Annotated in this window: 14 protein-coding genes; 6 read left to right on the forward strand and 8 right to left on the reverse strand. The window is 44.1% G+C overall.

Annotation, left to right across the window (positions count from 1 at the left end):
* Positions 1-100: 100 nt before the first annotated feature.
* From IEW69_RS02320 to IEW69_RS02335, 4 genes are read left to right on the forward strand one after another with little or no spacing between them, the layout of a single operon-like run.
* A complete protein-coding gene (locus IEW69_RS02320) occupies positions 101-751 on the forward strand; it encodes an ABC transporter ATP-binding protein (protein ID WP_188625203.1) in 651 nt (216 codons plus the stop codon).
* Between the two features lie 10 nt (positions 752-761).
* Entirely contained in the window at positions 762-1262 is a 501-nt protein-coding gene (locus IEW69_RS02325; RefSeq protein ID WP_188625204.1) for an ATP-grasp domain-containing protein, read from the forward strand.
* Complete coding sequence (locus tag IEW69_RS02330; protein ID WP_188625205.1) at positions 1262-1876, forward strand: HAD hydrolase-like protein; 615 nt, start codon at positions 1262-1264, stop codon at positions 1874-1876. The genes IEW69_RS02325 and IEW69_RS02330 overlap by 1 nt, the downstream gene beginning before the upstream one ends.
* Positions 1877-1914: 38 nt before the next feature.
* Positions 1915-3558 carry a S41 family peptidase gene (locus tag IEW69_RS02335; RefSeq protein ID WP_188625206.1) on the forward strand — a complete coding sequence of 548 codons (1644 nt, stop codon included), beginning with the start codon at positions 1915-1917 and terminating at the stop codon, positions 3556-3558.
* 157 nt (positions 3559-3715) lie between these two features.
* On the opposite strand, the gene IEW69_RS02340 is transcribed toward IEW69_RS02335, so the two are convergent.
* Complete coding sequence (locus IEW69_RS02340; protein ID WP_188625207.1) at positions 3716-4657, reverse strand: M28 family peptidase; 942 nt, start codon at positions 4655-4657, stop codon at positions 3716-3718.
* A 158-nt stretch (positions 4658-4815) separates the two neighbouring features.
* Between IEW69_RS02340 and IEW69_RS02345 the strand changes: the two genes are divergently transcribed.
* On the forward strand, positions 4816-5799 hold the full coding sequence (locus tag IEW69_RS02345) for a potassium channel beta subunit family protein (protein WP_188625208.1): 984 nt from the start codon (positions 4816-4818) through the stop codon (positions 5797-5799).
* 368 nt (positions 5800-6167) lie between these two features.
* On the opposite strand, the gene IEW69_RS02350 is transcribed toward IEW69_RS02345, so the two are convergent.
* The 3 genes from IEW69_RS02350 to lpdA form a co-directional block, all read right to left on the reverse strand.
* Positions 6168-7028 (reverse strand): sigma-70 family RNA polymerase sigma factor, encoded by an 861-nt coding sequence (locus tag IEW69_RS02350; RefSeq protein WP_188625209.1) that lies wholly within the window; start codon positions 7026-7028, stop codon positions 6168-6170.
* 241 nt (positions 7029-7269) lie between these two features.
* A complete protein-coding gene (locus tag IEW69_RS02355) occupies positions 7270-8109 on the reverse strand; it encodes an MBL fold metallo-hydrolase (protein ID WP_188625210.1) in 840 nt (279 codons plus the stop codon).
* A 143-nt stretch (positions 8110-8252) separates the two neighbouring features.
* Positions 8253-9641 (reverse strand): dihydrolipoyl dehydrogenase, encoded by a 1389-nt coding sequence (gene lpdA / locus IEW69_RS02360; RefSeq protein WP_188625211.1) that lies wholly within the window; start codon positions 9639-9641, stop codon positions 8253-8255.
* Between the two features lie 434 nt (positions 9642-10075).
* Here lpdA and IEW69_RS02365 point away from each other — a divergent pair, with 434 nt between their 5' ends.
* Positions 10076-13429, forward strand: a complete 3354-nt coding sequence (locus tag IEW69_RS02365; RefSeq protein WP_229663485.1) for a TonB-dependent receptor — start codon at positions 10076-10078, stop codon at positions 13427-13429.
* 277 nt (positions 13430-13706) lie between these two features.
* Here the strand turns inward: IEW69_RS02365 and IEW69_RS02370 are convergent, their stop codons facing one another.
* From IEW69_RS02370 to IEW69_RS02385, 4 genes are all read right to left on the reverse strand, one after another.
* A complete protein-coding gene (locus tag IEW69_RS02370) occupies positions 13707-15242 on the reverse strand; it encodes a RagB/SusD family nutrient uptake outer membrane protein (RefSeq protein ID WP_188625212.1) in 1536 nt (511 codons plus the stop codon).
* Positions 15243-15270: 28 nt separating this feature from the next.
* Positions 15271-18462 carry a SusC/RagA family TonB-linked outer membrane protein gene (locus IEW69_RS02375; protein WP_229663486.1) on the reverse strand — a complete coding sequence of 1064 codons (3192 nt, stop codon included), beginning with the start codon at positions 18460-18462 and terminating at the stop codon, positions 15271-15273.
* A 488-nt stretch (positions 18463-18950) separates the two neighbouring features.
* Positions 18951-20132: an AIR synthase related protein gene (locus IEW69_RS02380; protein ID WP_188625213.1), complete on the reverse strand. Its 1182-nt coding sequence runs from the start codon at positions 20130-20132 to the stop codon at positions 18951-18953.
* 94 nt (positions 20133-20226) lie between these two features.
* The gene (locus tag IEW69_RS02385) at positions 20227-22410 is read right to left on the reverse strand and encodes a glutamine synthetase III family protein (protein ID WP_188625214.1); all 2184 of its coding nucleotides are present in this window, start codon (positions 22408-22410) and stop codon (positions 20227-20229) included.
* Between the last annotated feature and the right edge of the window lie 165 nt (positions 22411-22575).

The following is a 22575-nucleotide window of genomic DNA, read 5'->3' on the forward strand; positions in this document are numbered from 1 at the left end:
CGGTTATAAAAACATATAATCACGTTTCTGGGATTTTTTTGACGTTTAAATGGGCTATTCAACCTTATTAATGTCTCGCATTTTGTAAGTTTGCATATATATGCTTAGAGCCACAGCAGTTAAAAAATCTTATGGAAGTCTGCCCATATTAAAAGGTGTAGACTTTGAAGTTGAAAAGGGAGAAATCGTAAGCATCATCGGCGCTTCTGGTGCCGGAAAAAGCACACTGCTGCACATCCTGGGTACGCTTGACAAACCGGATTCAGGAACAGTAGAGCTCAATGGCACAAAGATCAGCGGCCTCAGCGGTGAGCTGGTATCCATATTCCGCAACAAGAACATTGGTTTTGTATTTCAGTTCCACCACCTGCTGCCGGAATTTACCGCACTGGAGAACATCTGCATTCCTGCATTTATCGCCAAGGTGCCAAAGAAAGAAGCGGAACGCAAAGCCATGGAGCTGCTGGATATGTTGGGCCTTAAAGCCCGGGCACAGCATAAACCAAATGAATTGTCCGGGGGAGAGCAACAACGCATTGCCGTTGCACGTGCACTGATCAACCGCCCAACGGTGGTCCTAGCCGATGAGCCATCGGGTAACCTCGATTCTACCAATGCCGATGCACTGCATCAGTTTTTCATCACCCTGCGGGAAAACTTCAACCAGACATTTATTATCGTCACCCACAACGAAGGTCTCGCTAAAATCAGTGACCGCGTTGTAACCATGAAAGATGGTTTAATTATATAGCTATTATACTTTGAAAATATTAATCACTGGCGGCAAATCTGCCGGAACACTTAAGTTGCTTAAAGCCTTTGAAGGACACGAAATAATCCTTGCCGATTACGGCGAAACCCCATCCTTTGGCTCGGCCGCATATACATTCCTATCCCTTGGCGAAGAAAACGACGCCATCGCACACAATCTGCTTAACACCTGCCTCGACCATGGCGTAGAGTGCCTGTTGCCGCTTCATGAGTTTGAGGTCTCTCAGGTTTCAAAATCTGCAGTGTTGTTCGAGGAATTTAACATCACCGTTTTGCTACCATCACTCATTGACCTTCCGAAATTCTTTTACCCGCTTCAGGATGTGGACCCGAAAAGCCCTTGGGCAATATTCGTGAAAGGTGAACTTAAGTTCCCCGTAGAAGCCACAGCGGCCCTGCACGCCTTAGGAAAAGAACACGAGCTCAATGGCGTGTTTTACATCCCTGAACAGTTGGAACAACCCACAGCCATCCTTTTTACCATTAAGTGATGGGTGCAGCGAAATACATGGAGGAACATGAGGCGTTCGTTTTCGAGCTCGATGATGTGTTGTATCCCGTTAAAGACTTTCACCTGCAGGTTTATTACCTCTTTGCTTCTTTTCTGGAATACACGGAGCAGCTCGACGCAAGCGCCATCGTCTTGTTCATGAAAGAAACCTACGAGCAGGATGGCGAGCGAGCAGTGCTGGATAAAACCTTTGCCGCATTCGGCATTGCCGATAAATACCGGGAGAACTTCGCACTGCTGAACAAAACCGCGAAGCTGCCCTTGAAGCTCCTGATGTTCGAACCTGTCCTGAAGTTCATGCAAGATCTGGTGGTGGAGCGCAAAACCATCTATCTGCTGGTAGGCGGAGACCCTGAGCAACAGCTCAATAAGATCAGACAAATCGAATGGAATGGCCTGGAACAGTACATTCGGGTCTTCTTCAAGGAGGAGATTACGCGCAATCCGGACCACGACAGTTTAGCCAGGTTCATCACGGCCCACAAGCTTTCCCCAGCTGCTATTTTGGTGGTGGGAAAGGCAGAATCTGATCAGCATATGGCTGCTGAACAGGGAATTAAATTTTTAACGGTTAATAAACTTTTATTATCTTAACTACGTTAATACAACCATACACAAGCTATTTCTTTGAAATGAATATAAAATCCACCTGGATACGCAGCGCCGTTACAGCTGCACTTATCATCTTTACAGGCCTGTCGGCATGTAAGAAGTCGGATTCTGACGTCGACCCTACGGAGCCGACGACCGAAGAGCCGACTTCCAGCGACAGAGCTGATCTGACTAAAGATTCCATTTTCTATTATGCTAAAGAGGTTTACCTCTGGAATGAGTCCTTGCCAAGCTACGAGCAATTTAAACCACGGTCCTTCAATGCCGCTACCGATATTCTGAGCTACGAATCCGAGTTGTTTAAGATCTCCCGTTACGGCACGAACCCGGAGACCAGTCAGCCTTACGAATACAACAGAGGTGCACCTGAATTCCCTAAATATTCCTACATCTCTGATCTGAATGACAAGAACCCGACAGCTGGTATTGCGCCTAAAGGTTCGGTGAATACCGATGGCGATGGCTACGACCTGGGTATCTATTCTTTCTCCGCTTTTGGTACAGACAACAACTACCGACTTTACATCAAGGCCGTATACCCTGGATCATCAGCTGCTGAGAAGGGCCTGACCAGAGGAACTGAAGTGACCACCATAGACGGGAAACGTATTGGTACGAACTTCCAGTCGGAAAAGAATCTGATCAATGACTTACTCGACAACAGTATTCCATCTGCAAACCTGAAAGGTTTAAAAGTCGATGGTACCCCTTTTGAAGTCACCTTAACCAGGACATCTTACAGCAGTAGTCCGGTATATAAAAGCAAAGTGTTCGATGTAAACGGCAAAAAAGTCGGTTACGTCCACCTCGGCCGTTTCTCCAGATTAACCAGCCCGGAAGGTTCTACCCCAAGCGATACAAACCTGGATCCTGTGTTTGCGAAGTTTGCTTCAGAAGGTTTAACGGATCTGATTGTTGATCTTCGTTATAATGGTGGAGGTTACGTAAGCACTGCAGAACATTTGATCAACCTCATCGCGCCATCTACGGCAACAGGGGTGATGTACAAAGAGGTCTACAACAAGACGCTGCAGAATATTGATCGAAACAAGAGCATACTTAAAAACCAGCCACTAACCGATGCAAGCGGAAACGTGAGATATGATACCAATGGCAAAATCTTAACCTATGCGAATGTAGATTATTCCGTAAGCGGCAATACGGCGAACTTTAAGAAAGTAGGCGGGTTAACTGGTGTTAAGAACATCGTATTCATTGTAAGCGGAAATACCGCTTCTGCAAGTGAGTTGACCATTAACGCCCTTAAGCCCTTTGTTAACGTGAAATTGGTAGGCACAACCACTTACGGTAAACCTGTCGGATTCTTCCCGGTAACCATTGAAAACAGATACGATGTTTACTTCTCTATGTTTGAAACCTTGAACTCGAAAGATGAAGGCAAGTATTATGCTGGTATGAAAGCGGACATCAATGATGCTACGGATGATGCGAAGCGTGACTTTGATGATGCGAGTGAAAACTACATTGCTAAAGCACTGAACCTACTTGCACCAAGTGCAACAACCAACGCCAATGCCAAAGCAAGCATGAGTGTGAAGGGCAGAAGCGGCGTAACGCTGAACTTCTCTCCATCAATGACAGAAAGCATGAAAAACCCCGGCGAATTTGTGGGTATGATCGAAACCAGACACAAGACCAGATAAGGTCAACTACATAACAAGAAAAGCCCGGCAATGCCGGGCTTTTCTCGTATAAGCCAATTGCTGGATATTAGCACAAGGATATGAATACATCAATAGATACAACTAAAGAAACATCCAATCAACAAGTCGCAATTAAACAGTAGCAATACAGCAAAGCTTACTGCTTTTTCATCTGTAACTTCTGTTTGTACATGGACTGGATGTCCCGGTCTTTATCTACGTTATCCACAATTTCAAGTATAGCCTCAGCAGCATCTATAAAAAAAGCTGGTTGAATATTCTCAAACTTGTCGCTGGCCTTATGGTAATCTTTATGGTCCTCCACGCCAAAATATAGAAATGGAATGCCCTTGGCATTAAAAGCACCCTGATCACTCTGATTAGTCCAGTCATCCACGTTGAACTCCGGATTGTCATGCCCAAGCATGATCTTCACATTAGGCTGTGTATGGGTCAGATATTTCTTCAGCTGCGGATTCGTGAATGTGCCCGCCGCATAAAGCTCGTTCTTCTCATTATGGCTGATCATATCCAGGTTAACGTTCAGCAAGACTTTCTTCAAGTCGAACGGCGCATGATCCACAAAGTAGCCAGAGCCCTGCCAGTCGAGCTCTCCCGCATCAAAGAATGCAAACACAAGCGTGTGGTCGGGCTTCGACTTTTTATAGTGTGCCGCAATATTTAACATTGCCGCAACGCCAGATGCATTGTCGTCCGCGCCATTATAAATCTCCTCGTTAATCACGCCCAGGTGGTCATAATGCCCGGAGATCACGATGATCTCGGGAGATTTCCCGGGTATGTAGGCGATGAGGTTTTTCGCATCCACCATCTTACCGGTCCGGTCTTTCGCTTTAAAAGGCTGCTCGAAGTGCTGCAAGCCACCATAGTTGCTCAGGCCCAGTTCTGATAACCTCTTCTTCAGGAAGGTTCGCGCCAGTGCTGCGCCATCTGTACCCGTCTTTCTGCCCTGGTATGCATCAGAAGAAAGCGTTTTAACATCTTCAAGCAAGCTATTTGCGCCCTGAACCTCTTCTGCCTTCTTCACCGTCTGGCAACTCATTAGTAATGCAAGTGGTATAAATAATCTAAATTTCATTTATGTGTTGATGTTGTTAACTGGAAAATAAGGTTTCCAACAAAGCTTTTGTTCTAATATATTACATTTTTATGATATACAGCTTTACCTCAACAAAAACTTAAAGCACTGGGGTATGTTCTCTTGCAATAACAAATCACAAAATTAAATTTCTCAAAATGGAATATAGAAGATTAGGAAAATCGGGTTTACAGCTTAGTGCATTATCGCTGGGTAGCTGGCTAACCTTTGGAAATCAGATCTCAGATCAGGTGGCTGATGAACTTATGGGTGTTGCTTATGATGCAGGTGTAAACTTCTTCGACAACGCGGAAGGCTATGCAGAAGGCAAGTCGGAAGAGGTGATGGGCAGGATTCTTAAAAGCCATGGATGGGAACGGGAATCGTACGTAGTTTCCAGTAAGGTGTTTTTCGGAACAGAAAACAAAGGACCGAATAGGGTGGGCCTTTCCCGCAAGCATGTCATTGAAGCATGCAACGCTGCCTTAAAGCGTTTGCAGGTAGATTATCTGGATCTGTATTTCTGCCACCGCCCGGACAAGAACACGCCAATTGAAGAAACCGTCTTTGCGATGAACACGCTATTGCAGCAAGGTAAAATTCTTTACTGGGGTACGTCTGAATGGAGCGCGACAGAAATCATGGAAGCCATCAGCATTGCTAAACAGTACCATCTAATCGGACCAACGATGGAGCAGCCGCAATACAACCTGCTGGAGCGTACCAAGCTCGAGAAAGACTACCAATTGCTTTTCAAGGAGCATGGACTGGGCACCACGATCTGGTCGCCACTCGCATCCGGATTACTTTCGGGTAAATACACTGCCGGAGCGGTAAAGGATACGCGTTTGGATCTAAAAGGTATGGAATGGTTAAAGGAATCTGTACTTGCAGAAGAGAACCTGAAAAAAGCACAGCAACTGCAGGGGCTCGCTGATGAACTCGGTGTGCCACTGGCGAAATTATCCCTGGCCTGGTGCCTGACCAACCCGAATGTTAGCACCGTAATTTTAGGCGCTTCTAAAACGGAACAGCTGAAAGAAAATCTGACAGCTATTGAAGTCGTACCGATGCTGACGCCAGAGGTGTTAACCAAGATCGAAGACATCATGCAGACCAAGCCAGTATTGCCACAATTTTAATGTATTAATTTGCGCTGACCAGCAACGCTAAGATCTTTGCAGCTATTCGTGCATGCCCTAAGATTAAAAGCCGGCCGGCAGAATAGCGTTTGATTTACATAAAGGATGGGCTCGCAATTGGCCCTTTCTTTATGTAATATGTCTAGCTAAACACCAAAAGATACGCTTTTAACAGGCCTTTTAAAAGTCCTGTAAACCTGAAAGGTGAGCCACGTGGCATCCAATAGAAAAACAAAATGCTGCCAAACAGAAAAGGGCGCTAGAAATAGCGCCCTTGTTATAGGTAAATGTCTGGTAACGTTTTCTGGTTAGAAAAGGATCTTATATAAAAAAAGATCAGCATGACGCTGATCCGGTATCGGCTAGAATTATCCTAAGTATGACTTCAGGATTTTACTTCTTGAGGTGTGGCGCAGGCGCTGAAGTGCTTTGTCCTTGATTTGACGTACACGTTCACGGGTTAAGTTAAACTTCTCACCAATCTCTTCAAGAGAAAGTGGGTGATTGGTACTTAAACCGAAGAACAATACGATAATCTCACGCTCACGTTCCGTAAGGGTAGATAAAGACCGCTTGATCTCTTCAGAAAGTGATTCGTTAATCAGACTGCTGTCTGTATTTGGCTCATGGTTCTCCAATACATCAAGAAGCGTATTTTCTTCTCCCTGTACAAAGGGCGCATCCATAGATACGTGACGGCCGGAGTTACTTAAAGTATCTGAAATTTTCTCAACAGTGGTTTCTAGAATATCTGCAAGCTCTTCTGGTGAAGGCTCACGTTCATATTCCTGCTCCAGTTTAGAGAAAGCTTTACTGATCTTGCTTAGTGAACCAACCTGGTTCAAAGGTAAACGTACAATACGGCTCTGCTCCGCAATCGCCTGCAGAATAGATTGGCGGATCCACCAAACCGCATAGGAAATGAATTTAAATCCTTTAGTCTCATCAAAACGTTTTGCCGCTTTAATCAAACCCAGGTTACCTTCATTGATCAAGTCACCCAAAGTCAAACCCTGATTCTGATATTGCTTAGCCACGGATACCACGAAACGTAAGTTGGTTTTAGTTAGTCTTTCTAAAGCCGCCTGGTCACCTTCGCGAATTTTTCTAGCTAATATTACCTCTTCTTCTGCCGTGATTAAATCTACTTTACCAATTTCGTGAAGGTATTTGTCAAGGGATTGACTTTCACGGTTGGTTATGGATTGCGTTATCTTGAGTTGTCTCATTTATGTGCGTACTGCGTATTATGTAGTTTGAACGTGCAAAAGTATGAAAATTCCGGGCATTTTAAAACTTAAATTCCTGTAAACGTTACACTTTGCACCTGATTTATGTGTCTGCTTTTAACAACAAAAATTATTCCAAGATTGTTTGCAATACCGCATGGAACAATCCCCCGCGCGGCTCGAATCTAGCTGTACAGGGGATTCCAGATGTGCTTTAATTCGCTCGTAAATACACTAACGTCTAAAGATCAGAAAGTTTGAAAGTGTCTTTCACACGAACGCCCTTTTCCGTCTGCTGTAAAGTACAGCATTCATTTACATTGTCGTGTTCTAAAAAAAGAACGTAATCATTTTGCACGGCTTCTTCCAAAAAAGCTTTCTTTTCTTCAAGGGTTTTTAACGGAAACATGTCATAAGCCATCACATACGGGATGGGCAGGTGCCCAACCGATGGGAGCAGGTCGGCCATATATACGATTGTCCGGTCTTGATAGCTGATCTGCGGTAGCATCATCGCATCGGTATGCCCATATGCATAACGTACCGTAACGTTGTCCTGAAACGCTTGCCCGCTTACATCAGAAACAAACTGCAGCTGCCCGCTCTCCTGGATCGGCAGAATGTTCTCTTTCAGAAATGACGCTTTCTCCCGGTCGTTCGGGTTCACAGCCCAGTCCCAGTGCTGCTCATTGCTCCAGTACGTCGCGTTTTCAAAGGCAGGCTTAAGCTTGTCGCCATCCCGCACAATGGCACCACCGCAGTGGTCGAAGTGTAAGTGCGTAAGAAATACATCCGTGATATCAGAACGCTGGAAGCCAAGCGCAGCGAGCGACTTATCCATGGAATCATCTCCATGAAGGTAGTAGTGACTTAAAAACTTACTGTCCTGCTTGTCGCCAATTCCCGTATCCACCAGGGTCAGCCGATCGCCATCTTCAATAAGCATGCAGCGCATGGCCCAGGTGCAAAGGTTATTTTCATCTGCCGTATTGGTCCGCTGCCAGATAGACTTCGGTACAACCCCAAACATGGCGCCGCCGTCGAGCTTGAAAAATCCGGTTTCAATAGTATGTAACTTCATATTTGGTCTTGATTTCTCGTAAAAATAGAAAACCCCCGGTATTTGGCCGGGGGTTTTACGAATTATTATGTCCAAAAGAATTTAAAGACAGCTAAGCCTATTACGGACAAAGCCCTGCTTTATCATTCATTCAAATCTTATTTTTACAAGTGAATCACTTCACCGTAAGCATCAGCAGTAGCTTCCATAATCGCTTCACTCATGGTTGGGTGTGGGTGAACGGCTTTCAGGATCTCATGACCAGTGGTTTCCAGTTTTCTGGCAACGACAATCTCGGCGATCATTTCTGTCACGTTTGCACCGATTAGGTGTGCACCCAATAACTCACCATATTTAGCATCGTAGATCATTTTAACAAAACCATCTTTCGCGCCAGCAGCACTTGCTTTACCAGATGCAGAGAATGGGAACTTACCAATCTTTAGCTCATAACCGGCAGCTTTAGCCGCTTTCTCGGTGTAACCTACAGAAGCAATCTCTGGCGTACAGTAAGTACAACCCGGAATGTTGTTGTAGTCTAAAGGCTCTGGATGGTGACCAGCAATTTTCTCTACACAGATGATACCTTCAGCAGAAGCAACGTGCGCCAATGCCTGACCGGTTACCACATCACCAATGGCATAGTAACCTTTCACACCAGTGCGGTAGAACTCGTCAACAACGATCTTGCCTTTGTCCGTTTTGATACCAGTTTCTTCAAGGCCGATGTTCTCCAGGTTAGCAATGATACCTACTGCAGATAGTACGATATCCGCTTCAAGCACTTGCGTACCTGTAGCCGTTTTAACCTGTACCTTGCAGCCTGCGCCAGAAGTATCAACAGATTCTACGGTAGAAGAGGTCATCACGTTAATGCCTGCTTTCTTGAAGTTACGCAGCAATTGTTTTGACACATCCTCATCTTCCACAGGAACGATGTTATCGAGGAACTCAACGATGGTTACCTGAGTACCCATGGTTGCATAGAAGTAAGCGAACTCCACGCCGATGGCGCCAGATCCAACAACGACCATAGATTTTGGTTGCTGTGGCAAGTTCATCGCTTGTCTGTAGCCAATGATCTTTTTGCCGTCTTGTTTAAGGTTAGGCAATTCTCTGGATCTGCTTCCGGTTGCAACAATGATATGTGGAGCAGTGATTTCTTTCTGGGAACCATCAGCAGCACGAACTTCAACTTTGTTGTTCGGCTTTACCTTAGCGGTACCCATAATCACTTCAATTTTATTTTTCTTCATCAGGAACTGAACACCCTTGCTCATGCCTTCTGCAACACCGCGGCTACGTTTGATAACAGCACCGAAGTCGGCTTCTGCAGGAGCGGTTTTGATGCCGTAGTCTGCAGCATGATTGATGTATTCAAAAACCTGTGCACTTTTTAAAAGGGCTTTGGTTGGAATACAACCCCAGTTCAGGCAAATCCCACCTAAAGACTCACGCTCTACAATGGCGGTCTTTAAACCTAATTGAGAAGCTCTGATCGCAGCAACATATCCACCCGGACCGCTGCCTATTATAATCACATCGTAGTTCATATTTTAAAATAAAGGAATAATACTTAGTACCTCGCAAAATTAGAAAAAATACTTTAGGAATAGGTGAGGGGCACCTGGTAATGCAATGAATTGTGATTTTGAATACAGATGTTACAAAAAACGCTGACCAGTTTTCTGAACATCTGCCGTTTAAAAGCTTGTCATACGGGCAGCTGGCAGGCGCTTTAATCACCTTCAGGAGACAAGCTGCCAGGCAGATCTTCAGCGATATGATTCTGAGTTCGCTGCTGAAAACAATAGAAAAATTCGATGTTTTTGAGGAAAAATGTGAATAAGTTAGGTTTCTGTTGAAAAAAACCGATTAGTTAATATAAAATTAACATTAGAAACTAAAGGTGTGATAAATAAATAATTACCTTTGCGGCGTTTTATCACAATTAACAAAAAAACACACACTTATTTTAAAAAAAAGTATGATGAAATCTTTACTATCTCGGATTGTAGTAATCGTACTCGTTTTTGTGAGTTTCTGTACTGCTACACAGGCACAGGTAACCACTTCTTCGATTACAGGTACAGTGAAAGATGCTACACAGGCCCTACCAGGGGCGAGTGTTAAGGCAATTCACGTGCCAACCGGAACTGTTTATGGTCTAACCACAAACAATGACGGACGTTTTTCCATTGCGAATGCCCGTGTAGGCGGACCTTACACCATTGAGGTAAGCTACGTAGGGTATAGCCCAAAGAAGTATGATAATATTTACCTTAAACTAGGTGAGCCTTTCGTACTGAATGTTGTCGTAACCGATGATGCTGCTCAACTTAATGAAGTAAGAGTAGTTGGAAATCAGCCAAATGCCATCATGAACTCTAACAAAAGCGGTTCTTCTACCGTAGTAACCAGAGCGCAGATTCAAAACCTTCCAACCATTTCCAGAAGTGTTAACGACTTAACCCGTTTAACGCCTCAAGCAGGTGGTAACAATGGAATTGGTGGTGGTAACTACCGCTCAAACAACTTCAGCGTGGATGGTGCGAACTTTAACAACCAATTCGGTATCGGACAGAACGTTCCGGCGAACGGTTCTCCAATTTCAATCGACGCGCTAGAGCAAATCTCTGTTAACGTAACGCCTTATGACGTTCGTCAATCTGGATTTACCGGTGGTTCGGTTAACGCGGTAACCCGTTCAGGTACAAACAAATTCTTTGGAAACGCTTTCTTCACCATGCGTGGCGAAGAGCAACAAGGAAAACGTATCAAAGATTTCAGACTTCCTGATGCACAAATCCAAAGCTTCGATGAGAAGAACTATGGTTTCAGTTTAGGTGGTCCGATCATTAAAGACAAGTTGTTCTTTTTTGTGAACGCTGAAAAACAAAAAACAATACAGCCAGGTACTTCAAGAATCGCGGCAACAGATGCACTTCCTTATGGTTCAATCTCTACGGTTACCAGAACACCTGCATCTTTCATGAATGATGTTAAATCATACCTTTTAAGTAACTACGGATATGACCCGGGTATTTACCAAGGTTACAGCAACATCAGCGATAACGAGAAGCTATTCGCAAGATTAGACTGGAACATCAGCAATAACCACCGCTTCAGCGTACGTTACAACCAGGTTGAAAGTCAAACGCCAAGTTCTGCAAGTACTTCAGTTTCTGGATCAGGGGTAACAGGTAACTTAAGCTATGGTAACAACAGATCTGGAAACAACCAGAATGCTGGTTTACCATTCTCTAACTCAAACTACTTCACTGCTGCTAACTTATATTCTGCAGTTGCTGAGTTAAACTCTACTTTCGGTAGCAGATTCACAAACATCGCACGTGCAACTTACTCGCACCAGAATGACCCAAGAAATTCTGAAAGTGCTTTATTCCCATTAGTAGATATCCTTGACGGATCACAAACTGCTTCTAGCGCTGGTAACGTGTTAACAACCTTCGGTTATGAGCCATTTACTTATGGTAACTTAAGAGATGTTGAAACTTACACTTATAGTGATGATCTAAACATTGCTTTAGGTAAACACAACGTTACTGTTGGTTTGCAGGCAGAATTCTCGACCACTAAAAATGGTTTCCAACGTTTCGGAACTGGTTTCTATACTTTCGGATCATGGGATGCATTCACCAGAGGCGACAAAGCATTACAATATTCAATCACTTACCCATTAACTGCTGACGGTTCTCAAGCTTTCCCAAGCTTTAAGTTTGCACAATACTCTGCATACTTACAAGATGAGTTCAACGTGTCTGACCGTTTGAAATTAACAGGTGGTATCAGATTCGAACAAGCGACTTATCCAGATGTATCTGAAGTTAGAACACACCCATTAGTAGCTCAACAAAGCTTCGCAGGTGGTAAAACCATCAATACTGGTGCGCTACCTGAATCCAGAATGACCTACTCTCCACGTTTCGGTTTTAACTGGGATGTTAATGGCGATCGTTCATTACAACTACGTGGTGGTACTGGTATCTTCACTGGTCGTATTCCTTTCGTATGGATCGTTTCACAATCAGGTGATGCTGGTTTATTACAATATACCCAAAGCTACACTGGTAACGATGTTCCAAACTTCAGCCCGAGCCCTGCTCCAAACTTAACCGGACCAAAAGCACAGGCTGGTTTAACTATGCCAGGTACCATCAGTGCGCTTTCTTCAGATCTTAAATTCCCGCAAACCTGGAAATCAAGTTTAGCAGTAGACTTCAGATTACCACTAGGCGTTATTGCAACTGTTGAAGGTATCTATGGTAAAGACCTAAACGTTGCGGTTGCGAAAAATGTGAACTTAAAAGATCCTATTCAGTACAACAACCCAGCTTTAGCAGACAACAGACCTTTCTTCGGTCCTAATGCGAATTCAAGACAATATGTAAACACGAATTCAAGAGGTGAGATCCTTGCAGCTGGTACTTCAACCAACAACGTTATCGAGATGACCAACGCTAAAGGTGGTTACAACTGGATGGCAACTGCACAGTTAACCAAAAACTTTGGTAACGGTCTTGGATTAATGGTTGCTTACACGAAATCTGACCAACGTAACTTCGGTGATCAGAGTGGTGACCAATTGTTAAACCTTTGGGGTATTCCGCAAACTGCTGGAAACTCAAACATTCCGACTTTAAGCTATTCAAGTAACTTAACACCTGATCGTGTAATTGCAAACGTTTCTTACCGCAAAGAGTGGTTAGGTAACCTTGCAACTTCATTTTCTTTATTCTACCAAGGTTCTCAACAAGGCAGATTCTCTTATGTTTACTCAACGGACTTCAACCGTGACGGTCAGAACAACGACTTGATCTATGTTCCTCAAAATGCATCAGAGATTAACTTCGTACAGTTGACGATCCCTGCATCTGGTAACACACCAGCTAAGGTTTATTCGCCGGAAGAACAAAACGCAATCTTCCAGGCTTATATCGATCAGGATGATTATTTGTCAAAACGCAGAGGTCAATATGCAGAACGTAACGGTGCAACATCTCCATGGAGAAACCAATTCGATTTCAGATTGGTACAAGAGGTTTTCAAAAACGTAGGTGGAACTAAAAACTCGTTCCAGTTTACTGCTGATATCTTCAACTTTGGTAACTTGTTAAACCGCAACTGGGGTACTTACAACTTCGTAAACCAGGCAAGTATTTTGGTGCCAACCAACGTATCTGCGATTAACGCAACAACTGCACCTACATTCAGATTGAATACTTCTGGTGGTGATGTGGTTAGATCTACATACGGTACTACTCAAAGTATCTCTTCTACTTACTACATGCAATTCGGCGTACGTTATAACTTTAACTAGTTATAAGCTAAACACGAATGCTTAATACAAGAGAAGGCCGGTCAATTTGACCGGCCTTCTCTGTTTAGTACCCTTCCCAGAATACCACCTACGCCAGCGCACTAGCTCCTGCATAAACCGAAAGCACGACTTTCAATGCACGACTAAGAACTACATTCGACATACCGCCTAACGCTTGTTCCAAAAAAAAATACCCGGATCAGTTACGATCCAGGTATTTTAAATTGAGCATTAATAATTAACGAGTTTAACTCTTCTGGAACATTATCCGGATGGATTAGTATCCAGGATTCTGTGGCGTTAAGTTCGGGTTGTTACGCATCTCTGCTGTAGGCAGTGGGAACAAATAATGTTTTTCTGCAAGCACAATGGTCGGGTTGTCCGGGAACTTGTGTCCAACAAATGCATCGAAGCCATTGGTTGCTTCGTTGTAAACTTTACGCAAACGTACCATGTCGAACCAGGTTTGGCCCTCATAGCACAGCTCATGCCAGCGCTCTCTCCAAACCGCTTCCTCAAACGTCGTCTGCGACAATCCGGCAAGTACAGGAATTTGCGCACGGCGTCTGATGGAATTCAGTGCTTCATAAGCCTGTGCATTTGGCGAACCATCCGCACGGTTCTGCGCTTCTGCATAGATCAGCAGCACATCTGCGTAGCGGATCAGCGGCCAGTTCAAGTCTGCCTGTGCAGTGCCCTTGGTGCCAGCGGTGCCATTCGCAACAACATCAAAATGTTTGAATATGTACGGTGCATTCAGCGGCTTTAAGGCCCCATCACCACCATCGTAGTAAGAGGTGTAGAAGAAACCCTGACGGTCACGTGCACGTAGATCATTCGGCTCATAGGAATTGTAGAATTGTGTGGTTGGTACAGTAGAACCCACCTCATCACTATACGCAGAAACGTTTTTGAAGTTAGGCAATAGCAACTGCTGCATTGGATTTCCTGCAACACTGGCAAGATACTGAATTTGGAAGATGTGTTCTCCCTTGTTCTCTTGCGCGAGGCTGTGTAGGTCAGCATATGTTGCAAACAGAGTAGCGCCGGAATTATCAATTACATCTTTTGCTTTATCTGCAGCGAGACGATAGTATTCTGCCCCTTTATTTAGTGGCTGTCCTGCCATGGTCAGGTATACCTTGGCAAGCAGAGACTTTACAGCTGCTCTACTAGCTCGCCCACTGGCATCCATCCAGGGTAAACCGGCTGCTTCAGCCTGCGATAGGTCGTCTACAATTAGCGCATAGCCCTCCTCAAGAGATTTTCTTTGTGGCAAGAAGTCCTCTGACTCCGTGGTTTGCGGTTTGGTTATTAAAGGTACATCACCATAAAGACGTACCAAATAAAAATATGCCCATGCCCTTAAAAATCGAGCTTCACCAAGAATCTGTGCTTTGCGGGTTTCATCCATTGGCGTAATTGCGGGAACACGATCAAGGACAAGATTTGTTTGAGCGATCACACTATATAAACCGTTCCACCAGTTCCGTACGAGTAGGTTATCTCCGTTGTATTGTAGACCCACAAGGTTGTTCAAGTCGGAGTTCTGTCCGGTCTCTGTTCGCGCTGTCCCGGTCACAACCTCTAGCATAGAGAAGTTAGCAACGAAGATACCAGCCCCACCACCAATAAACCTCGTTTGTGCGTATCCAGCTGCAAGTGCAGCTTCTGCATGTTCAGGGATAGTATAGTAAGTATCTGGTGTTAAGTTTGAAGGATCTGTTTCTTCCAGAAACTTCTTACAGCCCGTGCCAAATACCATCATGGTAGCTAGAACAAGCGTCGATATATGTTTAAATTTGTAATTCATGATTATACGTGTTGAATGATAAATAGTACTACAGGCCAACGTTTAAACCGATGAGAAAAGTTGTTGGCTTTGGATAATCAAAGAAAGTCTGTCCTTGTGAGAACACGTTTCCATAAGTAGTCACCTCTGGGTCGTTACCTCTGTATTTCGTAATCAGGAAGAAGTTTTGTGCACTTCCATAAATTCTCAGGCGGCTAAGCTTTAACTTCTGCGTAACTGCGCTGGGGAATGTATAGCCGATCAGCGCATTTCTGCCGCGGATGAATGAGCCATCTTGGATCCATCTTGTGTCAACATTGGTCACGTATCCAGCACGAGTATCACGGATTGCAGCAATCTCGCTATTTTGATTCTGTGGCGTCCATGCACCAAGCACACTCTTGTAGCTGTTCGCGATACCAACTCGATCTTCCGCAGAGTGTGTACTCATGTCCATCACGTCATTACCGTAAGAATACTGTAAGTCAACTAAGAGCTCCCAGTTTTTGTAGCGGAAGTTGTTGATGAACGCACCCCAGCCTTTAGGACTACCATTTCCAATAATGCCGCGGTCAGCATCATTTATCGCAAAGTCACCGTTACGATCCAAATATTTCACGTCTCCAGGCAGTAAAGGTTTACCGCCACGGTAGGTATATTTTGCTGCTTCTGCACGTTCCGCTTCACTCCAGGTACCCAGACGGGTTAGTCCCCAGAAAGAGCCTACAGGTTCTCCCACACGGATGATACCGGTTTCATTTGTAAAGCCAGGGTTGCCTACACCGAAGATGTCTGCCGGCGTAGCAAGTTCCAGTACCTTGTTCCTGTTGAGAGAAATATTGAAAGTCGTATTCCAAGTAAAGTCCTCGGTGCTGAAGTTTACAGTGCTGATACCTAATTCCAAACCTTTATTTTCCATCTTTCCAACGTTTCTGAAGACAAAACCGTGTCCACTGGTCCTCGGAACAGGTGCATCCAAAAGCATGTCCGTTGTCTTCCTGTAATAAACATCCGCTTCTATGTTTATGCGGTTTTGAAATAGGCCAAGTTCCACACCAATATCCGACTGAGCAGTAGATTCCCAAGCTAAGGCATCATTTCCTAAGCGGTTTGTACCAACACCTGCAAATCTGGTGTTGTTGAAAATTGCGGCGTAGTTTCCTAAAAGGCTTTTAGATGAATAAGCTGGAATTTCAGAGTTACCAGTTACACCATAACTGGCACGAAGTTTTAAGTTTGAAATAGTTTTGCTTCCTTTAAGAAAATCTTCTTCAGACACTCTCCATGCAACAGCTCCGGATGGAAATACTGCATACTTAGTTTTAGGGCCAAATTTTGAAGATCCATCAGTACGGGCAGTGGCGGTGAACAAATACTTGTCTTTCAAGGTATAGTTTACACGACCAAAATAGGAGTTAAAAGCGAAATCAGACCGTCTCGAGCCTCCAGGGTTTGGTTTGCCAGCCGCAACCAGATTGTTTGGGCCGTAGAAGTCTGTGGAAAAGTTTTCACCACTTGCGCTGAAACCAAAGATGTTAGTCTGATACCATGATGTACCAAGGGTGGCATTGATCACGTGATCCGTTCCGAGCTTCTTGTTGTATGTGAAATAGTTTTCAAGAGACCAGTAGCTTTCTCTGTTGTTATCTAAAAATGCTGTGCCGCGTTGATCAAACGAGATGCCATAAAGTGTCCGACCGTTGTATTCATTTCTGCCTCGAGTGACAACATTTGCACCTAAAATACTTCTAAATTCTAAACCTTCAGCAAGATTAATGTTTGCAAATACGTTACCGAGCGCAGTCTGCGTCTGCAACATATATTTTCTATCCGTTAAGATATGTACAGGGTTAGAACCACCTTCAGCCCCGGGATAGTTCTGGTTGTCTGCCCATGTTCCATCTGGATATTTTACTGGCAAGAAAGGAAAACTTTCTGTAATCATCCTCACGGAGTTCAAGCCACCTGTACCAATGTCAACCAAATTCTCATCTTGATTTGTGTAGTTCAAGCTACCACCAACTTTCAACCAGGATTTCATCTGACTCTCCACATTGAATCTGCCAGAATATCTTTTGAGATAGGAATTTTTTAATAAACCATTGTCTTCACGTACATTGAGGAAAATACCATAGGTGGTTTCCTGGTTTCCGCCCGTAAAACCAAGTTGGTGATTAAATGATAATTTATTTTGTGTAGCTTCCTTGAACCAGTCGGTATCATATAGCGGATTACCTTGGGCATCAAATAAGTTAGGTAACGTAAGTCTTTTAATTCTAGGATCTACGTAGTTACCCCTTGCCCAGCCTTCAGGGTCGTAAGTTCTCGCATTCTCATATGCTAAATTTTCAGTTGCGATATATTCTTGTGCATTAAGCATCTCCACGCGATTTGGACCGATTGTCGGCACACTAAATTCAGCATCATAGCTGATGCGACTGCCTGCAGAGCTACCCTTTTTGGTGGTAATCAAAATTACGCCATTTGCACCACGGGCACCATATATTGCAATGGATGATGCATCTTTAAGCACTTCGACAGATGCAATATCGCCCGGGTTCAGGAAATCGATCGCATTACTGTTTTGTGTCTGTGATCCAACCGGCAGGATTACGCCGTCGATTACATATAGCGGGTTGTTGGAGCTGTTGATGGAACTGAAACCACGAACACGAACGTTGGTTTGACCTCCTGGGCGACCTGAGTTGGTGTTCACCTGTACACCAGCGATCCGTCCTGCTAGTGCCTGATTAAGGGATGCTGCAGGGCGCTCTTCGAGTTGTTCCTGACGTACGGAACCAACAGCACCCGTCACGTCAGATTTACGGCGGGTACCGTAACCCACAACCACAACGTCGTCGAGGTTTTCACCTGCAGCAGGGGCCATGCGGATGGTAATTGCGGAACCGCCGTTACCTGCGGCACGCGTTTGATTGTTGTAGCCAATGTAAGAGAAGGTAATGATTTCAGAAGCATTGACCGCTTCAATGCTGAACTTTCCGGCATTGTCTGTTACGGCTGTTTTGCCGGAAGCGGTTTTGATGCCCACACCTGGAAGTGGCTTACCGGTCTCATCGAGCACGGTACCGCTTACACGGATCTGCTGGGCATTACTTTTGGAAAAGGTGATACTTGCTGCTTTCAGACTTGCACTGTAAGCTGAAGTCCCGTTTGCAAATGCCTGGTTACCCATAAACATGAGCACGGGGATACCTGTACAGAGTAAATGTTTGATTTTCATAAAGTTTATTTTGGTTAGAATTGAGATTGGTGCTGGATGCACCTGTTCGCTGGGATACGGGAAGGAGCTTAGGTTTGTTGCTTCCCGACGTGGATTTTAAAGCTGTTTTTTTAGGGGTAAATACTAAACCGTTTTACTGTGAGACTAGAGCGCTATATTGGTTAATTATATGCCTGTATTAAAATCTGTTTATGTAATTCGAATTGTGGTTCTTCTTTTTCGAGCGGTACGTATTCCCTGTATCTATCTATGCTGATGTTTAGCCAAACAGATATAAGCGTTAATCAATATTAGGAATATAGAATACATATTCCAAATATCTTTTAATAATTTCTAGTTAATAAATCAATAATATTTTAGCCGATGTTTAGCAGAAAAGGCATATCATGTTGTCGTTTCAATCAAACGATTAACCTTACGCATAAAAAAAGCCCCACAATAAGCGGGGCTTTGCAATAAATAGCTTGTTATTCTATGTTTCTCTGAAGCTAGAAGTACTGAAAAGTACCTTTATCACTTTGAATGGTTACCTGTTTTTGATCTCCAGCTTCCACGCGACCAACGATCTGTGCGTCGATGTTGAAGCTTTTGGATATCGCTATGATGTCTGCGGCAATGGTCTCAGGCACATAAAGCTCCATACGGTGTCCCATGTTAAATACTTTGTACATCTCTTCCCAGCTGGTGCCGGACTGCTCCTGAATCAACTGGAACAAAGGCGGAACCGGGAACAGGTTGTCTTTAATCACATGGACATCATCATTGATGAAATGCAGCACTTTGGTTTGCGCACCGCCACTGCAGTGTACCAGACCATGAATCTGACTTCTATAGCTTTCCAGCACTTTCTTAATTACGGGGGCATAACTACGTGTAGGCGAAAGGACCAGCTTTCCAGCAGTAACAGTTGTGTTTTCGGCTACAGTAATCTCGTCTGTCAACGATTTGCCTCCAGAGAATACCAGAGCGGACGGTACTGCAGGGTCGAAGCTCTCCGGATAAGTATTTGCAATGGTCTTGTTGAAAACATCATGTCTGGCGGAAGTTAATCCGTTGGAACCCATACCGCCGTTGTACTCGCTTTCATAACTTGCCTGCCCGCTCGAAGCTAAGCCGACAATCACGTCACCTGCCTGGATGTTGTGGTTGCTGATCACTTCCGCACGTTTCATTCTGCAGGTCACGGTAGAATCCACGATGATCGTACGTACCAGATCACCAACATCAGCGGTTTCTCCACCGGTAGAATAGATGGAGATGCCTTGTTCACGCAGTTCTGCAAGAATTTCTTCTGTGCCATTGATGAGTGTCGCAATGACCTCACCCGGGATCAGGTTCTTGTTACGACCAATGGTTGAGGATAACAGGATGTTTTCTGTTGCACCAACGCAGATCAGGTCGTCCAGGTTCATGATGATGGCATCCTGTGCGATTCCTTTCCAAACCGAAAGGTCGCCGGTTTCTTTCCAATACACATAGGCCAGGGCAGATTTTGTACCCGCACCATCGGCATGCATAATGTTGCAGTAGTCTTCATCATTTCCCAGAATATCCGGGATGATCTTACAGAAGGCCTGAGGGAAAATTCCTTTGTCAATATTTTTGATGGCATTGTGCACATCTTCTTTTGAGGCAGAAACGCCACGTTGGTTATACCTGTTATCACTCATGTTGTTGCAAAGATATAGAAAGCGCTTAAAGTAGGGTGTTTTAGAAATAAAAAACCCCTCAGCAAGGCTGAAGGGTTCGTAAAAGAAGGAAATTTTATTTTGAGAAAAGTAGCTCTCTAAGTTTCGGCAAAGGCCATACGCTATCGTCAACAATCTGCTCCAATTTATCTGAATGGTAACGGATGTTGAAGAAGTAAGACTTCACTTTTTCATCGTAAGCAATCGCTTTCTCGCGGGTATCTTCGATGTTGTTGGTTACTTTACGTTCTTCCAGCATTGCATCCACGTTGTTTTTCACAATTCTAAGGTGCTGTGATAACTTGTTTATGATTTCAACTGGTGTAGATAAAGCCTCTTTATCCAGGCCAAGTTCTTTCAAACCTTTAGCATTGTCGATCAAGATGTTCTGGTAAGCGATACAAGCCGGGATGATCATGCTGTTTGCAACCTCACCATAAACCCTTGCTTCGATCTGAAGCTTTTTGTAATAGCTTTCCAAAAGGATCTCATGACGGGCATCAAGCTCTCTTTTGCTGAAAATGTTGGTTTTGGTGAATAGCTCAATGCTTTTTTCGCTTACATAAGCATCAAGTGCTTTAGGTGTGGTTTTGATGTTTGCTAAACCACGACGTTCTGCTTCTTCTTCCCACTCTTTACCGTAGCCATTACCTTCAAAACGGATGTCCTTAGACTCCTTGATGTAACGTTTGATAATCGTTAATAAAGCGATGTCTTTTTTCTCACCTTTTTTGATCAGGCGGTCAACCTCTCCTTTGAATTTCACCAACTGATCTGCAACAATTGCATTTAGGACAGTCATAGGTGCTGAAGAGTTCGCTGAAGAACCTACTGCACGCAACTCAAACTTGTTACCGGTAAAGGCAAAAGGGGAGGTACGGTTACGGTCGGTATTGTCTAACAGGATCTGTGGAATCTTTGGAATACCCAACCACAGTGCATTGTCTTCTTTGATCTTTTTGCTGATGCGGCTGTGCTCAATTTCGTCAAGCACTTCGTTCAACTGCTGACCAAGGAAAATGGATATAATTGCCGGTGGCGCTTCGTTTGCACCCAAACGGTGATCGTTGCTTACCGAAGCGATACTTGCTCTTAAAAGATCTGCATGTTCGTGAACCGCTTTAATCGTGTTTACGAAGAAAGCAAGGAACATCAGGTTGTTTTTAGGCGTTTTACCTGGTGCCAGTAAGTTTTTACCAGTATCGGTAATCAGCGACCAGTTGTTGTGTTTACCGGAACCGTTGATGCCCGCATAAGGCTTCTCATGTAAAAGCACTTTGAATTTATGTCTCAAAGCAACTTTCTCCATCACGTCCATCAACAATTGGTTGTGGTCGATCGCCAGGTTAATTTCTTCATAAATCGGTGCACACTCGAACTGCATTGGTGCAACCTCATTGTGACGGGTTTTCAAAGGAATACCCAATTTCAAAGATTCATTCTCAAAATCCACCATGAAAGCCTGAACACGCTCCGGGATAGAACCGAAATAGTGATCTTCCAGCTGCTGACCTTTTGCAGACATGTGGCCGAAAAGCGCTCTGCCTGTCATTACAAGATCTGGTCTTGCATTATATAAGGCTAAATCTACCAGGAAATACTCCTGTTCGATACCTAAAGAAGCATTTACTTTGGTGATGCCTTTGTCGAAATACTGACAAACATCAACTGCAGCTTTATCAATGGCGTTTACCGCTTTTAATAAAGGTGCTTTAAAATCCAAAGCTTCACCAGTATAAGAAACGAAAACGGTCGGGATACAAAGTGTTTTTCCGGAAGGGTTTTCCATGATGAAGGCTGGGGAAGAAGGATCCCATGCGGTATAACCACGAGCTTCAAAAGTATTACGGATACCACCGTTCGGGAAGCTGGAAGCATCAGGCTCCTGCTGAACCAGGGCGCTACCTGCAAAATTTTCAACCGGACCTTCGCTGCTTGGCTCAAAGAAAGAGTCATGTTTTTCAGCGGTTGTACCTGTTAGGGGCTGGAACCAGTGGGTGTAATGGGTTACACCTTTAGACATTGCCCATGTTTTCATTGCTGTTGCAATGTGGTTTGCGTCCTCCTGGCTGATCAGGGTACCTTGATCGATCGCAGAAACCAACTTGCCGTAAACTTCTTTGGACAAGTAAGCTTTCATTTTTTTCTGATCAAAAACGTTTGATCCAAAAAAGTCAGAAATCTTTGATGCAGGCGCTTTAACCTCAGGAGATACTCGGAATTGTGCTTCGTTTAATGCAAATGTTCTTAAACTTTTCATTTGGTTTTTAGAATTTGTCCAAAAATAGCAGAATTATATTTTATTTCTGTGAATTTCGATCAAAAATCTCCTGAATTTTTGAAAATACCTGAAAACTGGACACTGTTTTTGGCGTTTTTGCCTAAATGAGCGGTTTTTATAGCGTAAATCTAATTTATCTGTTAC

The sequence above is a fragment of the Pedobacter quisquiliarum genome (genome assembly GCF_014642175.1).
Lineage (GTDB): Bacteria > Bacteroidota > Bacteroidia > Sphingobacteriales > Sphingobacteriaceae > Pedobacter > Pedobacter quisquiliarum.

Bases quoted from the DNA above. Each gene is read 5' to 3' on its own strand.
- IEW69_RS02355 (WP_188625210.1), bottom strand. From the start codon at position 8,109: ATGAAGTTACATACTATTGAAACCGGATTTTTCAAGCTCGACGGCGGC.
- IEW69_RS02330 (WP_188625205.1), top strand. From the start codon at position 1,262: ATGGGTGCAGCGAAATACATGGAGGAACATGAGGCGTTCGTTTTCGAG.
- IEW69_RS02375 (WP_229663486.1), bottom strand. From the start codon at position 18,462: ATGAAAATCAAACATTTACTCTGTACAGGTATCCCCGTGCTCATGTTT.
- IEW69_RS02345 (WP_188625208.1), top strand. From the start codon at position 4,816: ATGGAATATAGAAGATTAGGAAAATCGGGTTTACAGCTTAGTGCATTA.
- IEW69_RS02385 (WP_188625214.1), bottom strand. From the start codon at position 22,410: ATGAAAAGTTTAAGAACATTTGCATTAAACGAAGCACAATTCCGAGTA.
- lpdA (WP_188625211.1), bottom strand. From the start codon at position 9,641: ATGAACTACGATGTGATTATAATAGGCAGCGGTCCGGGTGGATATGTT.
- IEW69_RS02365 (WP_229663485.1), top strand. From the start codon at position 10,076: ATGATGAAATCTTTACTATCTCGGATTGTAGTAATCGTACTCGTTTTT.
- IEW69_RS02350 (WP_188625209.1), bottom strand. From the start codon at position 7,028: ATGAGACAACTCAAGATAACGCAATCCATAACCAACCGTGAAAGTCAA.
- IEW69_RS02340 (WP_188625207.1), bottom strand. From the start codon at position 4,657: ATGAAATTTAGATTATTTATACCACTTGCATTACTAATGAGTTGCCAG.
- IEW69_RS02380 (WP_188625213.1), bottom strand. From the start codon at position 20,132: ATGAGTGATAACAGGTATAACCAACGTGGCGTTTCTGCCTCAAAAGAA.
- IEW69_RS02370 (WP_188625212.1), bottom strand. From the start codon at position 15,242: ATGAATTACAAATTTAAACATATATCGACGCTTGTTCTAGCTACCATG.
- IEW69_RS02335 (WP_188625206.1), top strand. From the start codon at position 1,915: ATGAATATAAAATCCACCTGGATACGCAGCGCCGTTACAGCTGCACTT.
- IEW69_RS02320 (WP_188625203.1), top strand. From the start codon at position 101: ATGCTTAGAGCCACAGCAGTTAAAAAATCTTATGGAAGTCTGCCCATA.